Below are 16,933 nucleotides of genomic sequence, written 5' to 3' on the forward strand. Positions count from 1 at the left end.
CGGCGACACCACTACTTCCTCGATCGAGCACGATCGTGCTGCATCGATGGTCGATCACGCCCCGGGAGGCTCACCTCCACTGCACGAATCGGTCGGTTCGTGGCACGCTGTCCGGCGTGAAAATCTATGCCGATCGGTTTCCGACCGCCGCCCGTCAGTTGCTCACCGACCTGCTCGTCGTCGCCTGGGTGTACGTCGCGATCCGCGGCGCGCTGTGGCTGCACGACCTGGTGCAGAAGCTCGCCGTACCGGGGCAGAAGTTGGAGGGCGCCGGCAGCGGGCTCGCCGACAACCTGGGCGACGCCGGCAGCAAGGTCGGCCGGGTGCCGCTGGTCGGCGACGAGCTGACCGCGCCCTTCCAGCGGGCCGCCGACGCCGCCCGGTCACTCGCCGACGCCGGCCGCGACCAGCAGCAACTGGTCGACCAGCTCGCCCTCGCCCTCACCATCGCGGTGCTGATCTTTCCGCTCGGCCTGGTGCTCTTCGGTTGGCTGCCGCTGCGGGTCCGGTGGATGCGCCGGGCCTCCTCAGCCGCGAAGCTGGCCGCCGGCCCGGCGGGCCGGGACCTGCTCGCCCTGCGCGCGCTGGCCACTCAGCCACTGGGTCGGCTGACCCGGATCGCTCCGGACGTCGCCGAGGCGTGGCGGCGCGGCGACGACGAAACCGTCGACGCCCTGGCCGCGTTGGAGCTGCGCCAACTCGGCCTGCGCGGTAGAGGCCGCTAAGGTCTTTGGGTGTTCTACTTCCTGATCGTCATCGCCGTCCTGCTGCTCGGCTACGCCGCCGTCCTGGTCAGCTTCGTGCGCCGGGGCAAGAAGATCCCACCCTCGGCGTACCTGGGTCTGGCCGCGCTCAACGGCCTGATCCTGGCGGCGGTGCTGGCCTGGGCGGTCTCCCGCTGACCTGCCCCGTCGAGGCCACCGCCGGCTGCACGCCGGTCGACACCGCCGAAGATGACCCGCCGGAGCGGCGCCGGGCGGTGTGGGTCACGGCTTCGGCGGAATGCGGCGGCGGACATCCTCGGCGGTCGACGGGCCGGGCGACCAGCCGGCCACCCAGGGCAGCTCGTCGGACGGCGTGACGACGCCCTCCTCCAGGCTCGCGTAGCGGCCGGCGAGGATCCGCTTCGCGGCGGCGGTGTCGACCGAGTCGGTGTTGTCCCAGAGTGCCGTGAACAGGGCGTCCACCCGGACCCGCGCCTGCCGGCAGAACAGGTCGGCCAGCTCGACGTTCTCCGGTCGGCTGTCCCGCTCGGCGGTAGCCCGGACGCAGACCGCGGACATCGCGAACAACTCGGCGCCGATGTCCACCACACGGCCGAGGAACGCCTGCTTACGCTCCATCTTTCCCTGCCAGCGGGACATCGCGTAGAACGTCGACCGGGCCAGCTTGCGTGACGACCGCTCCACCTGGCGCAGGTGCGCGGCGAGCGGCCCGAACTCGGCGTACGCCGAAGGGCTCTGCCCCCGACCGACGGCCAGCGTGGGCAGCCACTTCGCGTAGAAGGCGCTGGCTCGGGCGCCGGCCCGGGCCTTGCGGCCGAGCCCAGCCTCCGGGTCGATGATGTCGCCGGCCACCGACAGGTGGGCGTCGACCGCCTCCCGGGCGATCAGCAGGTGCATGATCTCGGTGGAGCCCTCGAAGATCCGGTTGATCCGCAGGTCACGCAGCATCTGCTCGACGGCGGCCGGGCGTTCGCCGCGGGCGGCCAGTGAGTCGGCCGTCTCGTAGCCGCGCCCGCCCCGGATCTGGATCAGCTCGTCGGCGATCTTCCAGGCCATCTCGCTGGCGTACAGCTTGACCAGCGCCGCCTCGATCCGGATGTCGTTGCGGTCGTCGTCGGCGAGCAGGCAGCAGAGGTCGAGCATGGTCTCCATGCCGTACGTGGTGGCGGCGATGAAGGAGAGCTTCTGCGCGACCGCCTCGTGCTCACCCACCGGCCGGCCCCACTGGACCCGGTCGGCGGCCCAGTCCCGGGCCACGTTCAACGACCACTTGCCGGCGCCCACGCACATCGCCGGCAGGGAGAGCCGGCCGGTGTTCAGCGTGGTCAGGGCGATCTTCAGCCCTTTGCCCTCGCCACCGATGACGTTCTCGGCGGGCACGAACACGTCGTGGAACCGGGTGAGGCTGTTTTCCAGGCCGCGCAGGCCGATGAACTCGTTGCGCCGCTCGACGGTGATGCCCGCGCTGTCGCCGTCCACCACGAACGCGGTGATGCCGCCCCGGCGGCCCTCGGTGCCGGGCACCCGGGCCATCACCACCAGCAGGGTGGCCACGATGCCGTTGGTGGCCCAGAGCTTCACCCCGTTGAGCCGGTAGCCGGTGCCGTCCTCGGTCGGCTCGGCGATGGTGGCCAGTCGGGCCGGGTCGGAGCCGACGTCCGGCTCGGTGAGCAGGAACGCGGACACCTCGCCGGCGGCGAGCCGGGGCAGGAAGCGCTGCTTCTGCTCGGCGGTGCCGAACATCTTCAGCGGTTGCGGCACCCCGATCGACTGGTGCGCCGAGAGCAGCGCGCCGATGGCCGGGCTGACCGAGCCGGCCAGCATCAGCGCCCGACAGTAGTGCAGGTTGCTCAGCCCGAGCCCGCCGTACTTCCGGTCGATCTTCATGCCGAACGCGCCGAGGCCGGCCAGACCATGGAACACCGAGTCCGGAATGGACGCGTCGCGTTCGATGGCCGCGCCGTCCACCTCGGAGGTGAGGAAGGCGCGGAACCGACCAAGGAACTCCTCGGCGCGGGCCACGTCGTCCGGGTCGGGTTGGGGCCACGGGTCGATCAGGTCGAGCCGGAACCGGCCGAGGAACAGTTCCTTGCCGAAACTGGGCCGGTCCCAGGTGGACTCGCGAGCGGCCTCGGCGACCTGCCGGGCCTCCTTCTCGGTGACCTGCCCGGCCTCTGCCGGCAGTGGCGCCGCGGCACCGGCGGGGTGGGGGGTGGTTTCGGAATCGGGGCCGTCCGGTGCTGGTCGGCCGTCCTGCGTCGTGGTCACGGCTGCCCCCTCGAACCTCGGTGCGGCTGCGTCGGCATGCGCCCTCAACGCCACGCTACCCCCGGGTGTTACCCAGGGGTAGCGCTGCGTGCAGATCTGCTTCTGCCCGCCCGCCTCGATCAGCGGCCGGTGAGCGTGTCCGGGTTGTCGTCCTCATCGTCGATGTCGTCCTCACCCCAGTTGCGCCGGGCAAACGGCAGGATCATCCAGAAGGTGAGGAACCAGAGGCCGGCCAGCGCACTGAGCGCGAAGGCGATCGGCCGGTCCAGCACGAAGTCGGTGACCAACAGCACCGCGCTGACCATCGCGATCAGCATGAAGGCGAGGCCACCGGTGGCCATCCGGTGAGCGAACCGCACCAGCTCCGGCTTGCGCCCCTGCCGGAACAGCGCCCGGTGAAACGCCACCGGCGAGATGATCAGCGCGGTGGCGGCGGCCGACGCGAGCAGCGCCACGATGTAGACATCCCGCTGGAACTCGCTGGCCCGGGTGAACCCGTTGCTGAACGGCAGCGTGAGCAGGAAGGCGAAGAGAATCTGCACGCCGGTCTGTGCGACCCGCAACTCCTGCAACAGGTCGGCGAAGTTGCGCTGCCAACGCTGCTTCTCGGTCTCCTTGGACACGCGCTACCTCCGGTGAGACGCTACTGCCGGCGGTCCCGGCCGCCGGCAGCAACGCCAATGCCCCACCCGGCCGAGAGCGAAACAGGTTCACGACACCTCCCGGCCATCTGCCGGGCGGGGTCGGCGTCAGGACCCGCGTCGGATCCGGCCCGCGTAGCGGGCTTCGAGGGCCGTGTTGTGCGCGTCACCGTCCGGGATGTTCGCCGACAGGTAGACCGGCGGCCGCTCCCCCGCCTCCAGCAACCGCGCCACCACCTCCACGGTGATCTGCTGGGCCAGCAGCGCCGCGGTGATCGAGGAGACCGCGCCGACCGCACCGCCATCGGGAAGCGGCAGCGTCGCGTCCCCGTACGGCGCGCCGTTGTCGAGCACCACGTCGGCGAGGTCACTCAGCTTGCGCCCGGACGGGTGGCGGGAGGTCATCCGGCCGGAGTGCTGCGCGGAGGTGATCGCCACCAGCCCGTGGCCGCGTTCCTTGACCAGCGCGGCGAACTCCACCATCGCGCCGTTGACCCCGGAGTTCGAGGCGAGCACGAAGACGTCGGTGGGCCGCACCGGGGCCAGCTCGTAGAGGCGGTGCGCGACCGCCGGGTCCCGCTCCAGCATCGGACCGAGCCGCTCGGCCGGTTCGCCGCCGAGCAGCACCAGGTCGCGTAGCGCGATCCGGTTGGTCGGCACCAGACCGCCTGCCCGGCCGGCGATCTCCATCGCGAGGGCCTCCGAGTGCCCGGTGCCGAACGCGTGCACCACGCCGTCGGCGCGCACGGCCTCGGCGATCAGGTCGGCGGCCCGCCCCACCGCCTCCCGCTGACTCGCGGCCACCCGGCCGATCGTCTCGGTCACCACGGCCAGGTAGTCCTCGGCACTCACCGTCATGCGTCCTCCGTCGTCCGATTGTGAGCCAGCAGGCGCAGCTGCGCGGCGATCGAGCGTCGGCTGCCCGGCCCGCTGGCGTCCGTCGTCACCGTTGCCCTCCCTCGCCGACCCGCACGGCTCAGGCCGTCGCGCCGGCTCGGGCCAGAATCGCCTCGGCGAGCGGGCCCGGCGCCGCGTCCGGGATCCAGTGACTCACCCCGGGCAACTGCACGAAGCGGTAGTCCCCGGTGACATGCGCCGCGCACGCCTCGGCGGCGGTCCGGCCGATCGCGACGTCCCGGTCACTCCAGACGTACGTGGTGGGCACCGCGACCGGGCCCACCGCGGCCAGGTCGGCGCGGGACATCGCCCGGTACCAGTTCAGCGCGGCGGTGAGCACCCCCGGCTCGCGCATCGGGTCGGCGTAGCGGTCCACCCGGGACGCGTCGCCCACCCCACCGAGCAGCTTGCACAGCGCGGTCGCGTGCCAGGCGAGCAGCACCTTCTCCGCCTTGTCCGGCTTACGGAACAGCGCGATGTACGACGAGCGGGCCTTCTGCTGTCCGTCGGTGGCCAGGGCGTGCGCCATGGCCGCCGGATGCGGCACGGACACCGCAGTCAGCGTCCGGAGCCGCTCGGCCTGCCCGGCGGCGACCGCCCAGGCCACGATCGCGCCCCAGTCGTGGCCGACCAGGTGGACGGCGTCCAGCCCGAGCGCGTCGAGCACCGCCACCACATCGGCGACCAGCTCGGGGATCCGGTAGTCGGCCACCGCCGTCGGCCGGGCGCCCGGAGAGTAACCACGCTGGTCCAGCGCGTACGTGCGCAGCCCGCCAGCGTGCAGCGCCGGCACCACGTCGTCCCACTCGCCGCTGTGCTGGGGGAAACCGTGCAGCAGCAGAACGGGTACGCCGTCCGGCGGACCGCCGACGGTTACCTCGAACGTGAAGCCTCGCGCGTCAACCCGCATGATCGGAAGCGTACCCAGCCAACAGCGCGCCGGTCGCTCACCGCAGAGCAGGCGGATGCCCTGCTGGGCCAGCGGCCCTGGTCGGTGTTAGCGTCAGCGAGACAACTTCACATCCGACAGGGGAGCGCACAGCGCTGAGAGTGCGGGCACGCCCGCAGACCCTCGAACCTGATCTGGGTAATGCCAGCGCAGGGAGTTCGGTCGACCTCCAGCCGCGCCGCCGTCCGGTGCCACCGGACGCGCGGCGTGCGTCTTCTCCTGGTTCGTGCACTGAACTGGGAGCAAACATGGACAACACCACCAACCGTTGGCGGACCATCGACATCGTGGTCGCTTCGGTGATCGCGGTCGCCTTCGGCGTCATCTTCTGGGCATGGGGCCTGGTCTGGAGCGCCACCGAGGGCGCGTTCGTCTTCTTCCCGCCGGCGCAGACGCTGCTCTACGGCGTCTGGCTGATGCCGGCCGTGATCGGCGGTCTGGTCATCCGCAAGCCGGGCGCCGCGCTCTACTGCGAGACGGTCGCTGCGGTCCTGTCCGCGCTGCTGGGCAGCCAGTGGGCCGGCACAGTGATCCCGCAGGGCATCGTGCAGGGCATCGGCGCCGAGCTGGCGTTCGCCGCCTTCCGGTACCGGTCGTTCCGCCCACCGATCGCGGTGCTGGCCGGCGCGCTGACCGGTCTCAGTGCCGCATTGTTCGACTTCTTCATCTGGAACGTCGACTACGCGCTGACCGACTACCGCATCCCGTACGCCCTGCTCACCATTGGCAGCGCCACCGTGATCGCCGGCGCGGGCGGCTGGCTGCTGACCAAGGCCCTGGCCAACACCGGCGTCCTGGACCGCTTCCCAGCAGGCCGCGACCGCGCACTGATCTAACCCCACGGCACCCATCTGCGTTGATCAAAAGGTTTGCGTCAACGGGAGGCGGATTTCGGACGCAAACCTCTTGATCAACGGACGCGAACGCGACCCGGAGGGGGGGTCAGATGGGCGAGGTACTACTGCGGGGGTTCGGGTGGCGCCACTCTGGGCGGCGCGCCTGGGCTGTGCGGGGGGTCGATCTGCGGGTTGCGGCTGGGGAACGGATTTTGCTGCTCGGGCCTTCGGGGGCCGGCAAGAGCACCTTGCTCAACGCGCTTGCCGGCCTGCTGCCGGATGACTCCGGCGAGCAGGAGGGCACCGTCGAGATCGACGGGCTCGACCCGCGCAAGGGGCGGGAACGGGTCGGCATCGTCTTCCAGGACCCGGAGACCCAACTGGTGATGGCGCGCTGCGGCGACGACGTCGCGTTCGGGCTGGAGAACCGGGGAGTGCCGGCCGCCGAGATCTGGCCCCGGGTGGACGAGGCGCTGCAGCGCGTCGGCTTCCCGTACTCCCGGGACCGCAACACCGCCGCGCTCTCTGGCGGTGAGCAGCAACGCCTCGCCCTGGCCGGCGCGCTGGCCCTGCGCCCCGGCCTGCTGCTGCTCGACGAGCCAACCGCCAACCTCGATCCGACCGGGGCCGACCTGGTCCGACAGGCGGTGGTCGGCGCGCTGGACGCCGACACCACGCTGATCCTCGTCGAGCACCGGGTCGCCGAGGCACTGCCACTGATCGACCGGGTGGTCGTCCTGGAACCCGGCGGCGGGGTCCGCGCGGACGGCACGCCCGAGGCGGTCTTCGCCGCGCACGGTGCCACTCTGGCCGCCGAGGGGGTCTGGGTGCCCGGTCACCCCGTCGCACCCCGGCCGGCCACCGCCGCGCCCGGGGGGCTCCTGCTCACCGCCGACCGGCTCGGCCTGCCGCCCCGGCTGGGCTCCACAAACCTGGCGGTACGCGCCGGCGAGGTGCTCGCCGTACGCGGACCAAACGGTGCCGGCAAGTCCACCCTGGCGTTGCTGCTCGGCGGGCTGCTCCGGCCGGGCACCGGACGGGTCACCGCGTCCGCCGAGCTGGCCGACGCCGACCATCGCACGCCCCCGCACCGCTGGCGCGCCCCCGCGCTGGCCCGGCGGATCGGGTCGGTCTTCCAGGATCCGGAGCACCAGTTCGTCACCAGCACCGTCTTCGACGAGCTGGCGCTCGGCCCGCGCCGGACCGGTCAGCCCGAGGCGGCCGTCAAGGAGACCGTGGCCGGGCTGCTGGAGCGGCTGCGACTGGTCCGGCTCGCCGCGGCCAACCCGTACACCCTCTCCGGTGGTGAGGCGCGGCGGCTGAGCGTGGCGACCGCCCTGGCCACCGCGCCCCGCCTGCTCATCTGCGACGAGCCCACCTTCGGCCAGGACCGGCGGACCTGGCGGGAGCTGGTCGATCTCTTCGCCGACCTGCGCGACGCCGGCCACGGCGTGGTCGCGGTCACCCACGACGCGGACTTCGTCGCCGCGCTCGCTGACCGCACCGTCACCCTTAAGCGGACCGTGACCGGCCCGGACGGCAACCGATGATCAGCATCGAGCCGATCGCCGCGCCCGACGCGCCGTTGGCCCGCCGCAACCCGGTGGCGAAGGTCGCCGCCGCTCTGGTCTTCTCGTTCACCCTGCTGGCCACCCTGGACCCGGTGGCCCCGGCGATCGCCATCGCGCTCGAACTCGCGGTGCTGCCGCTGTTCGGCATCGGCTACCGGGCGTTGGCCCGCCGGGCCTGGCCACTGCTGCTCAGTGCCGCCGGCATCCTGGTCACCCTGGTGCTCTTCGCCGCCGACCAGTCCGGCCAGGTCCTGCTGGACGCGGGACCAGTGCTGGTGAGCACCGGCGTGCTGCTCACCGCGCTCGGCCTGGTGCTGCGGGTGTTCGCGGTGGCCCTGCCCGGTGTGATCGTCTTCGCGACCACCGACCCCACCGATCTGGCCGACGCGTTGATCCAGAACGTGAAGGCACCGGCCCGGTTCGCCATCGGGGCGCTGGCCGCGTTCCGGCTGGTGCCGCTGCTCGGTCAGGAATGGCAAATGATCAGCATGGCCCGGCGAGCGCGGGGTGTCGACGCGGGACGCAACCCGGTGGCGAAGCTGCGGCTGTTCGCCTCCACCGCGTTCGCGCTGCTGGTCGGGGCCATCCGCCGGGGCACCCGCCTGGCCGTGGCGATGGACGCGCGCGGCTTCGACGCCGGCACACCCCGTACCGTTGCCCGCCGGCAGCACTTCACCCGCGCCGACGCCCTCCTCATCGCCGGGGCCATCGTGCTCGCCGCAGCCGCCCTGACCACAAGCCTCGCCCTGGGCACCTTCCGCCCCCTGATCAGCTAAACCCGCCGCCCTACCCCGCCCGGCCCTGCCCCTGCCCTGCCCGGCCCTGCCCCCCGCCCCGCCGCGCCGATCTTGCAGTTTCTGTCGTCGGCTCATCCTAATTTGCCGGTTATGCGAGGACAGAAAGTGCAAGATCGCGGGGGCGGGGCGGGGGTGGGGGGCGGGGGCGGGGTGGGGGCGGCTCGATCAGCTGCGGCGGAAGGCGTAGCGGCGGGCCTGGCCGGCTTGCTGGCTGCGGCCGCCGCCGGAGCGGTTGCCGCCACCCTGCGGGCCGGCCGTCGGTGCCGATCGGCGCGCGGCTGGCTTCGGCAGATCTCCCATCGCCGGCGCGTCGACAACCGCCGGCACGTCGACCGGCAGCGCCACCTCGTCCGGAACAGCCGCCGGCAGCGCCGGTTCCACCAGCACCGCCGGCAGCGCCGACTCGGTCAACGCCGCCGGTTCCACCAGCACTGCCGGCAGGGCCGGTTCGACCGCGAGGTCGGGGAGGGTGGGTCGGAGCGGGTCGTGGCCGGCCGCCGGGTCGACGCCGAGCGGCGTCGCTTTCGGGGTACGGGTCTTCTTCGGGTTACGTCTGGCAGGCATCCGGGCCTCCTTCAATGCCGACCGGCACGGCCGGTCCCGCGCTGCGGCGGTCGGTCGGATCGGCTGGTGACCGCCGTTGCGCGACGGTCGAGTGGGGAAGGGACTGCTCACCGGTGTCAGGCAGGGCCGTCGCCGCCGAACGGCGGGGAGAGGATGCGGGGACGCCCGGGAGCGCACGGACCGCGACGCGGGACGGCGGGCCGGCTCGGAAGTGGGGCGTCAGTTACGCATGTCCGTACCCTAGCCACCGCCCGACCGACGCGCACCCGTTTTTACTGGCAGGATCGGCACATGCTGATCGCGTTCTCGATCACCCCGCTCGGCGGTGACGACTCCGTGGGTGACCTGGTCGCCGAGGCGGTGCGGGTGGTCCGTGCGTCCGGCCTGCCCAACCGGACCGATGCCATGTTCACCACCGTCGAGGGCGAGTGGGACGAGGTGATGGCGGTGGTGAAGCGGGCGGTCGACGTGGTCGCCGCGCAGGCGCCCCGGGTGAGTGTGGTGCTCAAGGCCGACGTCCGGCCCGGGGTAACCGACGCGCTCACCGGGAAGATCGCTCGAATCGAAGCCCGTCTCGCCGAAGGCTGACGCGCGCGGCGCAGGATGACGACAAGTTTCCCTGCGCGAGGCTCCCCGACCACTGCCGCGAGCCCAAGCCAGCACCGACAACGTCCACATTACGTGCAGTAACGGGACGTCGATCACTGGTTCCTATCGGCTCACATCACGGTAAGTTTCCAAACGCTGATAGTGGTGTGACGAGAGGTGGCGGCACGAATGGCTGAGCAGGCGACGGCGCAGATCGGCGTGACCGGGCTGGCGGTGATGGGGCGCAATGTGGCCCGCAACCTGGCCCGCAACGGCTTCAAGGTGGCAGTGCACAACCGCTCGCCGGAGCGCACGCGCAGCCTGATCGCCGAGCACGGCGACGAGGGCACATTCGTGCCCGGCGAGACGATGGCCGATTTCGTGGCGTCGTTGGAACGACCTCGCGCGGTCATCGTGATGGTCAAGGCCGGCGCGCCCACCGACGCGGTGATCGACGAGTTGGTGCCGCTGCTCGACGAGGGCGACATCATCGTCGACTGCGGTAACGCCCACTTCGCCGACACCCGTCGTCGGGAGGAGGCGCTGCGCGCGCAGGGTCTGCACTTCAGCGGCACCGGCGTCTCCGGTGGCGAGGAGGGCGCGCTGCTCGGCCCGAGCATCATGCCGGGCGGTTCCGCCGAGTCGTACGCCAAGCTCGGGCCGATGTTCGAGAAGATCGCCGCGCAGGTGGACGGTGTGCCGTGCTGCATGCACGTCGGGCCGGACGGCGCCGGGCACTTCGTCAAGATGGTGCACAACGGCATCGAGTACGCCGACATGCAGCTCATCGCCGAGGCGTACGACCTGCTCCGCTCCGGTCTGGGCGCCAAGCCCGCGGAGATCGCGGAGATCTTCCGCGACTGGAACGACGGCGAGCTGGGGTCGTTCCTCATCGAGATCACCGCCGATGTGCTCGCGCACACCGACGCGGCGACCGGCCGACCGTTCGTGGACATCGTGCAGGACCGGGCCGAGCAGAAGGGCACCGGTCGGTGGACGGTGCAGAGCGCCCTCGACCTGGGCATTCCGATCACCGGGATCGCCGAGGCGACCTTCGCCCGCTCGCTCTCCGGGCACGTCGACCAGCGGGAGGCGGCCCGCCGGGCGTTCCCGGACGCGGGTGAGAAGTGGCAGGTCGCCGACCGGGACGCGTTCGTCGAGGACGTCCGCCGGGCGCTGCTCGCTTCCAAGATCGTCGCGTACGCGCAGGGCTTCGACCACATCCGCGCCGGCAGCCAGGAGTACGACTGGGACATCGACCTGGGCGGCACGGCGACGATCTGGCGGGGCGGCTGCATCATCCGGGCCCGCTTCCTCGACCGGATCCGCGAGGCGTACGACCAGCAGCCGGACCTGCCGACGCTGCTGGTGGCGCCGTACTTCGCCGAGGCGGTCGGCGCTGGCGTGCCGAGCTGGCGGCGGGTGGTGGCCGACGCGATCCGGGCCGGTGTGCCGACGCCCGCGTTCTCGTCGTCGCTGGCGTACTTCGACGCGCTGCGTGCCGAGCGGCTGCCCGCCGCGCTGATCCAGGGTCTGCGGGACAACTTCGGCGCGCACACCTACCAGCGGGTGGACCGCGAGGGCTCGTTCCACACCACCTGGGCCGCCGACCGCACCGAGTCCCCCGCCTAACTCGGAAGTAGACCTACTTCCTCCCGATTAGGGCCGCTTCGCGGAGCGAAGCAGCAAGGACTACCCCCCCCCCCCCGACCCTCCTCCCCTCCTCCCCCCTCCCTTCCCCGCCCCCTCCACCGTCGATCTAGGGCGTATCGCTGCGAGTTGATCTTCAAGTGCAGCCATACGCCCTAGATCGACGAAGGCAGACGCGGGGGCGGGGGCGGGGGGGTAGGGCGGGGGGTGGGGGTCAGGCGGCGGTGGCGTGCATCTCCCACACGAGGATCTCGGCCGGTTCGTCGGCGGTGACCCGCCGGCCGCCGGTCATGGTGAGCCGGGCCGCGTCGCCGGTGCCGAGCGGGCCGCTGCCCTCCAGGGTCACCGTGCCGTTGGGCACGTACAGGTGCACGAAGGGCGCGTCGGGGATGGTGACCTCGTCGCCGGGGTTGAGCCGGGCGGCGTGCAGGGTCGCGTACCGGTTGCGGATCCGGATCGCGGACGCGCCGTCGTAGCGGTCCATTCCGGAGGCGATCGGCACCAGGCCGCCGCGGAGCAGCTCGTCCTCGATCTCCAGCTGCTCGTAGCCGGGGTCGACGCCCTGCTCGTCGGGGAGCACCCACATCTGCACGAAGTGGACCGGGTCGGTGTGCGGCTCCTGATTGTTGAGGCGCCAGGCGTCGTTCTTTTCCGAGTGCAGGATGCCGGTGCCGGCGCTCATCCGCTGGGCCAGGCCCGGGTAGATCACCCCGGAGTGCCCGGTGGAGTCCTGGTGCACCAGGGAGCCGCGCAGCACCCAGGTGATGATCTCCATATCCTGGTGCGGGTGGGTCTCGAAGCCGGCACCCGGACGCACCACGTCATCGTTGTTGACCAGCAGCAGACCGTGGTGGGTGTTGGCCGGGTCATAGTGCCGGGAGAACGAGAACGAGTGCTTGGAGTCGAGCCAGGAGATCCGGGTGGCGAAGCGATCGTCGCCACGACGTACGTCGACTGCCGGGGCGGGCGCGGTCACCAGGCACGCTGCCCGGCGTCGGGGGTCGACGGCGCCCAGGCCAGGGCCGGTTCGCCGGTGGACAGTTCGGCGATCTCGCCGGTACGCAGCTGTGGTGTGTGACCGAGCTCGGCGCAGTGCTGCTCGGCGATCTCGGCACAGATGTCGGCCACCTGCTCGCAGATCGGATCACCAAGGTCAGCCGCGTTCAACGCCATGATCATCTTGTACCGAAGATCGTGCATATCCACCCCAACCGCCGTCATTCCGCCACCTCCGGACCCTACCCGCCCCCCTTGCACAGAACCCCAAAACCACCGCACCCACGGCCCCCACCCTCCACCGGTGCGGCGGGGTGGTGTGGACACAGGCAGGCGCCGCCCGCACAGGTGCGGGCGGCGCCTGGGGGGTCGGGAGTTAGAAAAACCGGCGACGCTTGGCCTTCTGCGGGCGGATCATGTCCGCGCCCCTGGTCAGCAAGCGGGTGGCCCCGGAGGGACCACGCCGGGCCTCCAGCGTGTGGCTGAGCCGGCGGGCACCGGCAGCCGCCAGTGGCACCGCGACCGCCACCACCGCCCACTGGGCAATGCGCTTCTGGATCATGTGGGTTCACCTCCGTCAGTGACTTCTGACGTCTCTGATACCCAGAGTGACGCGAGCGTAAGCGCGTCGGCTCAGAGAACCGGGGCGACCGGGTTTGGCAGCGCGCCGCCGAAGCGCCGGTCCCGCTGCGCGTACAACTCGCACGCGTACCAGAGGTGGCGGCGATCAAAATCGGGCCAGAGCGTGTCCAGGAAGACCAACTCGGCGTACGCAGCCTGCCAGAGCAGGAAGTTGGAGATGCGCTCCTCCCCGGAGGGGCGCAGGAACAGGTCCACCTCCGGGATCTCCGGGTGGTAGAGGTACTTCGCCACGGTCTTCTCATTGACCTTCGCCGGATCCAGCCGCCCAGCCGCCACGTCGCGGGCGATCGCGGCGGCGGCATCACCGATCTCGGCCTGCCCGCCGTAGTTGACGCAGAACTGCAGGGTCAACGTCGAGTTGTTGCCGGACATCTCCTCGGCGGTCTGCAGCTCGGAGATGACGCTCTTCCACAGCCGCCCGGGCCGGCCCGACCAGACCACCCGGACGCCGAGGTCGACCAACTGGTCGCGGCGGCGACGGATCACGTCCCGGTTGAACCCCATCAGGAACCGGACCTCGTCGGGCGAGCGCCGCCAGTTCTCGGTGGAGAACGCGTACGCCGACAGGTACGGGATGCCCATCTCGATCGCGCCCTCGATGGTGTCGAAGAGGCTGTGCTCCCCTGCCTCGTGACCCTTGGTGCGAGGCAGCCCGCGGTCCTTGGCCCAGCGACCGTTGCCGTCCATCACCACCGCCACGTGCCTGGGCACCGCCTCGGTGGGCAGCGCCGGCGGCCGGGCGCCGGACGGGTGTGGGGTCGGCGGCGTCGGCTCGCGCCGGCCAGCCTTCTTCGATCGGATCACTCGGTCACTCCCTGCTCGCGCCGTCCGCCCCGGCCTCGACGTCGCCATGTGGCCGGAGCGCCACGGCCCCGGTGCCTTCCGGCGGCGAGGCCGCGCCGGCCGCCGAGGGGCCCCGGTCGACCAGCGGCAGCGAGCGTAACGCGCGCTCCAGATGCCACTGCAGGTGAGCCGCGACCAGTCCACTGCACTCCCGGCGTACGCCGGAGTCGGTGGCATCGGCGACCACCCAGTCGCCGGTGGTCAGCGCGGACATCAGGTCGATGGTGGCCGGCGCGGGATGGGCCGCGCCGGGTGGCCGGCAATCCGGACAGACCGCGCCGCCGGCCGGCACGGAGAACGCCCGGTGCCGGCCGGGCGTGCCGCAGACCGCGCAGGCGATCAGCGCCGGCGCCCAGCCCGCGAGGGACATCCCGCGCAGCAGGTACGCGTCGAGCACCAGGGTGGTGGCGTGTTCGCCCCGGGACAGTGCCTTCAGCGCGCCCACGGTGAGCTGGAACAGCCGCAGCGACGGCTCTCGCTCCACCGGAGTCAGCCGCTCGGCGGTCTCCGCGATCGCACTGGCCGCCGTGTAGCGCGGGTAATCCCCCAGGAACCGCTTGCCGTACAGGTCGATGGCCTCGACCTGGCTGACGGTGTGCAGCGAGCTGCCGTGGTTGCCCTTCGGGTCCCCGGCGAGCTGGAGGTCGACGTGGCCGAACGGCTCCAGCCGGGCGCCGAACTTGCTGGTGGTGCGGCGGATCCCCCGGGCCACGGCGCGCAGCCGGCCGTGCCGGCGGGTGAGCAGGGTGATGATCCGGTCGGACTCGCCGAGCTTCTGCACACGCAGCACCACCGCGTCGTCGCGGTAGAGCTGTCGGCGATACCCGGCCATCGGGCCATTCTCCCTCGGGGTGTGAAATCAGGGTTGGTTCGGGGTGGATGCGCGGACGAACCCCGATGCGCCCGACTCGTCACCAGCCGTAGCGTGCTCGCCATGGCATTGCACCCGACCACTGACGCTTCCCGTCGTCGCGCCGCCGCACCCGTCGCCCTGGGCCTGGCAACCACCCTCATCCTGCTCGCCGGGTGCGACAACCTGGCCCTGCGCCGGCTCGACTTCGACGACACCGAGGCCGTGCAGATCACCAGCATCAAGGTGCTGCCGGGTGCGGGGGACGTGATCGTCCGGGGCAGCGGCGCGGCCGGCGAGGCGCGCATCAAGCGGGTGGTGCGCTACCACGGCGGCGAACCCAACGTCCGGTACGAGATCAAGGGCAGTGAGCTGGTGCTGAACACCGACTGCGGCGACCGGTGCAGCATCTCCTACGAAGTCGCCGTGCCGGAGGGGGTGACGCTACAGGGCGAGTCCGGCTCCGGCGACGTCGAGCTGAGCCGGGTCGGCGCGGTGGATCTGCGGCTGGGCTCCGGCGACGTACGGATCACCGGCTCCTCCGGCGCGGTCGGTGTCGAGACCGGCTCCGGCAACATCGAGGTGAGCGAGGCCAGCGGGGCGGTCCGCCTGCGCGCCGGGTCCGGGGATATCACCGCGCGTCGACTGGGCGGCGCGGTCGACGCCGAGGCCGGCTCGGGCAATGTCACCGTCGAACTGGACAAGTCCGCCTCGGCGCGGGCACACGCCTCCAGCGGCGATGTCACGCTGCTGGTGCCGGCGGGCAGCTACCGGGTCCGGTCCAACACCGGCTCCGGCGATGCGCAGATCTCCGTCACCGATGACCCGTCCGCGACGCTGGTGCTCGACGTCTCGGCCGGCAGCGGCAACGTCACTATCAGCCAGCGCTGACGGTGCCGGTGCCCGCCTCCTCGGGCATCCGTTGCCCCGGCACCACCGCCCGGCCGCCGGCGACCCCGGTCGGCTCGCCCACCGGCTCCGTACCGGAACGGCCGGGCCGCTCGGTGTCGGACTGGCTGGCCTGCTCGGTGGACCGCACCGGGCCGCCGGGGATCAACTCCGGACGGCGGCGGGCGGCGACGTCCTCGACCCAACCGACGGCGAGGGTGACCAGCCCGACCAGTGCGAAGACCAGCAACACCCGGATGGCCAAGCCCACCGGGTCCTGGTGGGACCAACCCACCACGTCGACCAGCGGAGTGAGCGCCACCACGAACGGCATGTGCCAGAGGTAGATGGTGAGTGCCCGCCGGTTGACCACGGTCACCGCCCGGTCAGCCAACCTGCTGCGGCCTAGCCAGGCCAGCCCGGACGGCGCCCGACCGAGCACGATCAGGATGAACGCGGCCGACCAGAGGGCGTTACCAAGGTGGTTGTCGTTCAGGTCGTACCCTCGCGGGCCGGGATGCCCGACGATCCAGAGGCCGCCGCCCACCGCGAGTGCGAGCGCCAACGGGTACAGCACCCGGCCGGAGAGCGGGCGCAGCATCCCTGAGTGATGGGCGAAGCCGAGCAGCCACGCTCCGAAGTAGAGCCCGAACTCGCGCAGCACCGGCGGGGGCGCCTGGTAGATCCCCGCCTCGATCGCCACCAGCAGCAGGTACGGGGCGAGCAGGGTGGGTAGCGGGGCACGCCGGAACAGCCAGAACGCGACCGGTGAGGCGAGCACGAACCACAGGTAGTCGCGCAGGTACCAGATGATGCTCAACGCCAGGGCGCCCCAGTGGTTGGCCGGCGGGTCGGCGATCGGGAACAGCCACAGCAGCACCCGGGGGGTCACCGGCAGCCCGGTGAGCAGCATGGCCGGCACGAACACCACCGCGAGCACCCACAACGACGGCAGCAACCGGCGCAGCCGACGCCCGATCGCCGCCGGCCCGCAGCGGGTCAGTGACGCGGCCATCAGCGAGCCGGCCAGCGCGAACATCACCGACATGGCCGGGAAGACGAGGGTGAGGGTCGCCCACCCGGTGACGTGGTAGACGATCACTCGGACGATGGCCAGGAAACGGAGCAGATCGAGATACCTGTTGCGCATCAGCCTGCATCTGGGTCGGGGACGCTTGGCGTACCTCCCCTACCCTTCGTGGTGCCCGCACCAAACGGCCGCGACCCC

The 16,933-nt window shown here is 71.7% G+C and carries 19 protein-coding genes and 1 riboswitch; of the genes, 8 read left to right on the forward strand and 11 right to left on the reverse strand.

The features are described from left to right. The first annotated feature begins 116 nt into the window (after positions 1-116). Positions 117-725: a hypothetical protein gene (locus OG811_RS03780; RefSeq protein WP_406072153.1), complete on the forward strand. Its 609-nt coding sequence runs from the start codon at positions 117-119 to the stop codon at positions 723-725. Positions 726-734: 9 nt separating this feature from the next. Further along, positions 735-902: a hypothetical protein gene (locus tag OG811_RS03785; RefSeq protein ID WP_355102045.1), complete on the forward strand. Its 168-nt coding sequence runs from the start codon at positions 735-737 to the stop codon at positions 900-902. An 84-nt stretch (positions 903-986) separates the two neighbouring features. Here the strand turns inward: OG811_RS03785 and OG811_RS03790 are convergent, their stop codons facing one another. From OG811_RS03790 to OG811_RS03805, 4 genes are all read right to left on the reverse strand, one after another. Beyond that, positions 987-2,993 (reverse strand): acyl-CoA dehydrogenase family protein, encoded by a 2,007-nt coding sequence (locus OG811_RS03790; protein WP_406072154.1) that lies wholly within the window; start codon positions 2,991-2,993, stop codon positions 987-989. Positions 2,994-3,112: 119 nt separating this feature from the next. Continuing rightward, positions 3,113-3,616, reverse strand: coding sequence for a DUF6328 family protein (locus tag OG811_RS03795; protein ID WP_406072155.1), 504 nt, complete (start codon positions 3,614-3,616; stop codon positions 3,113-3,115). 126 nt (positions 3,617-3,742) lie between these two features. After that, positions 3,743-4,492 (reverse strand): sugar isomerase domain-containing protein, encoded by a 750-nt coding sequence (locus OG811_RS03800; protein WP_406072156.1) that lies wholly within the window; start codon positions 4,490-4,492, stop codon positions 3,743-3,745. 118 nt (positions 4,493-4,610) lie between these two features. Then, entirely contained in the window at positions 4,611-5,441 is an 831-nt protein-coding gene (locus OG811_RS03805) for an alpha/beta fold hydrolase (RefSeq protein WP_406072158.1), read from the reverse strand. Positions 5,442-5,549: 108 nt separating this feature from the next. Then, a riboswitch (TPP riboswitch) is annotated at positions 5,550-5,654 on the forward strand. A gap of 74 nt (positions 5,655-5,728) precedes the next feature. Here OG811_RS03805 and OG811_RS03810 point away from each other — a divergent pair. From OG811_RS03810 to OG811_RS03820, 3 genes are all read left to right on the forward strand, one after another. Next, a complete protein-coding gene (locus OG811_RS03810; protein WP_406072159.1) occupies positions 5,729-6,316 on the forward strand; it encodes an ECF transporter S component in 588 nt (195 codons plus the stop codon). A 110-nt stretch (positions 6,317-6,426) separates the two neighbouring features. After that, entirely contained in the window at positions 6,427-7,866 is a 1,440-nt protein-coding gene (locus tag OG811_RS03815; protein ID WP_406072161.1) for an ABC transporter ATP-binding protein, read from the forward strand. Further along, positions 7,863-8,663, forward strand: coding sequence for an energy-coupling factor transporter transmembrane component T family protein (locus tag OG811_RS03820; protein WP_406072163.1), 801 nt, complete (start codon positions 7,863-7,865; stop codon positions 8,661-8,663). Before OG811_RS03815 ends, OG811_RS03820 begins: the two co-directional genes overlap by 4 nt. 186 nt (positions 8,664-8,849) lie before the next feature. On the opposite strand, the gene OG811_RS03825 is transcribed toward OG811_RS03820, so the two are convergent. After that, a complete protein-coding gene (locus OG811_RS03825) occupies positions 8,850-9,248 on the reverse strand; it encodes a hypothetical protein (protein ID WP_406072164.1) in 399 nt (132 codons plus the stop codon). Between the two features lie 291 nt (positions 9,249-9,539). On the opposite strand from OG811_RS03825, the gene OG811_RS03830 reads away from it, so the two are divergent. Together OG811_RS03830 and gndA are read left to right on the forward strand one after the other, a co-directional pair. Beyond that, on the forward strand, positions 9,540-9,836 hold the full coding sequence (locus OG811_RS03830) for a thiamine-binding protein (protein WP_196929949.1): 297 nt from the start codon (positions 9,540-9,542) through the stop codon (positions 9,834-9,836). A gap of 189 nt (positions 9,837-10,025) precedes the next feature. Beyond that, positions 10,026-11,468, forward strand: coding sequence for an NADP-dependent phosphogluconate dehydrogenase (gene gndA / locus OG811_RS03835; RefSeq protein WP_406072167.1), 1,443 nt, complete (start codon positions 10,026-10,028; stop codon positions 11,466-11,468). A gap of 232 nt (positions 11,469-11,700) precedes the next feature. Here gndA and OG811_RS03840 read toward each other — a convergent pair whose 3' ends face one another. The 5 genes from OG811_RS03840 to recO form a co-directional block, all read right to left on the reverse strand. Next, positions 11,701-12,462 carry a pirin family protein gene (locus tag OG811_RS03840; RefSeq protein WP_406072169.1) on the reverse strand — a complete coding sequence of 254 codons (762 nt, stop codon included), beginning with the start codon at positions 12,460-12,462 and terminating at the stop codon, positions 11,701-11,703. Further along, the gene (locus OG811_RS03845; RefSeq protein ID WP_406072171.1) at positions 12,459-12,707 is read right to left on the reverse strand and encodes a thioredoxin reductase; all 249 of its coding nucleotides are present in this window, start codon (positions 12,705-12,707) and stop codon (positions 12,459-12,461) included. Before OG811_RS03845 ends, OG811_RS03840 begins: the two co-directional genes overlap by 4 nt. Positions 12,708-12,858: 151 nt before the next feature. Further along, entirely contained in the window at positions 12,859-13,044 is a 186-nt protein-coding gene (locus tag OG811_RS03850) for a hypothetical protein (protein ID WP_406072173.1), read from the reverse strand. A 71-nt stretch (positions 13,045-13,115) separates the two neighbouring features. After that, complete coding sequence (locus OG811_RS03855; protein ID WP_406072174.1) at positions 13,116-13,928, reverse strand: isoprenyl transferase; 813 nt, start codon at positions 13,926-13,928, stop codon at positions 13,116-13,118. 4 nt (positions 13,929-13,932) lie between these two features. Next, positions 13,933-14,799 (reverse strand): DNA repair protein RecO, encoded by an 867-nt coding sequence (gene recO, locus OG811_RS03860; protein WP_406072176.1) that lies wholly within the window; start codon positions 14,797-14,799, stop codon positions 13,933-13,935. A gap of 102 nt (positions 14,800-14,901) precedes the next feature. Between recO and OG811_RS03865 the strand changes: the two genes are divergently transcribed. Continuing rightward, positions 14,902-15,708, forward strand: coding sequence for a DUF4097 family beta strand repeat-containing protein (locus OG811_RS03865; protein ID WP_406072178.1), 807 nt, complete (start codon positions 14,902-14,904; stop codon positions 15,706-15,708). On the opposite strand, the gene OG811_RS03870 is transcribed toward OG811_RS03865, so the two are convergent. Beyond that, positions 15,695-16,855: an acyltransferase gene (locus tag OG811_RS03870; protein WP_406072180.1), complete on the reverse strand. Its 1,161-nt coding sequence runs from the start codon at positions 16,853-16,855 to the stop codon at positions 15,695-15,697. The genes OG811_RS03865 and OG811_RS03870 overlap by 14 nt on opposite strands. Positions 16,856-16,933: the final 78 nt, after the last annotated feature.

The sequence above is a fragment of the Micromonospora sp. NBC_01638 genome (genome assembly GCF_045209745.1).
Lineage (GTDB): Bacteria > Actinomycetota > Actinomycetes > Mycobacteriales > Micromonosporaceae > Micromonospora.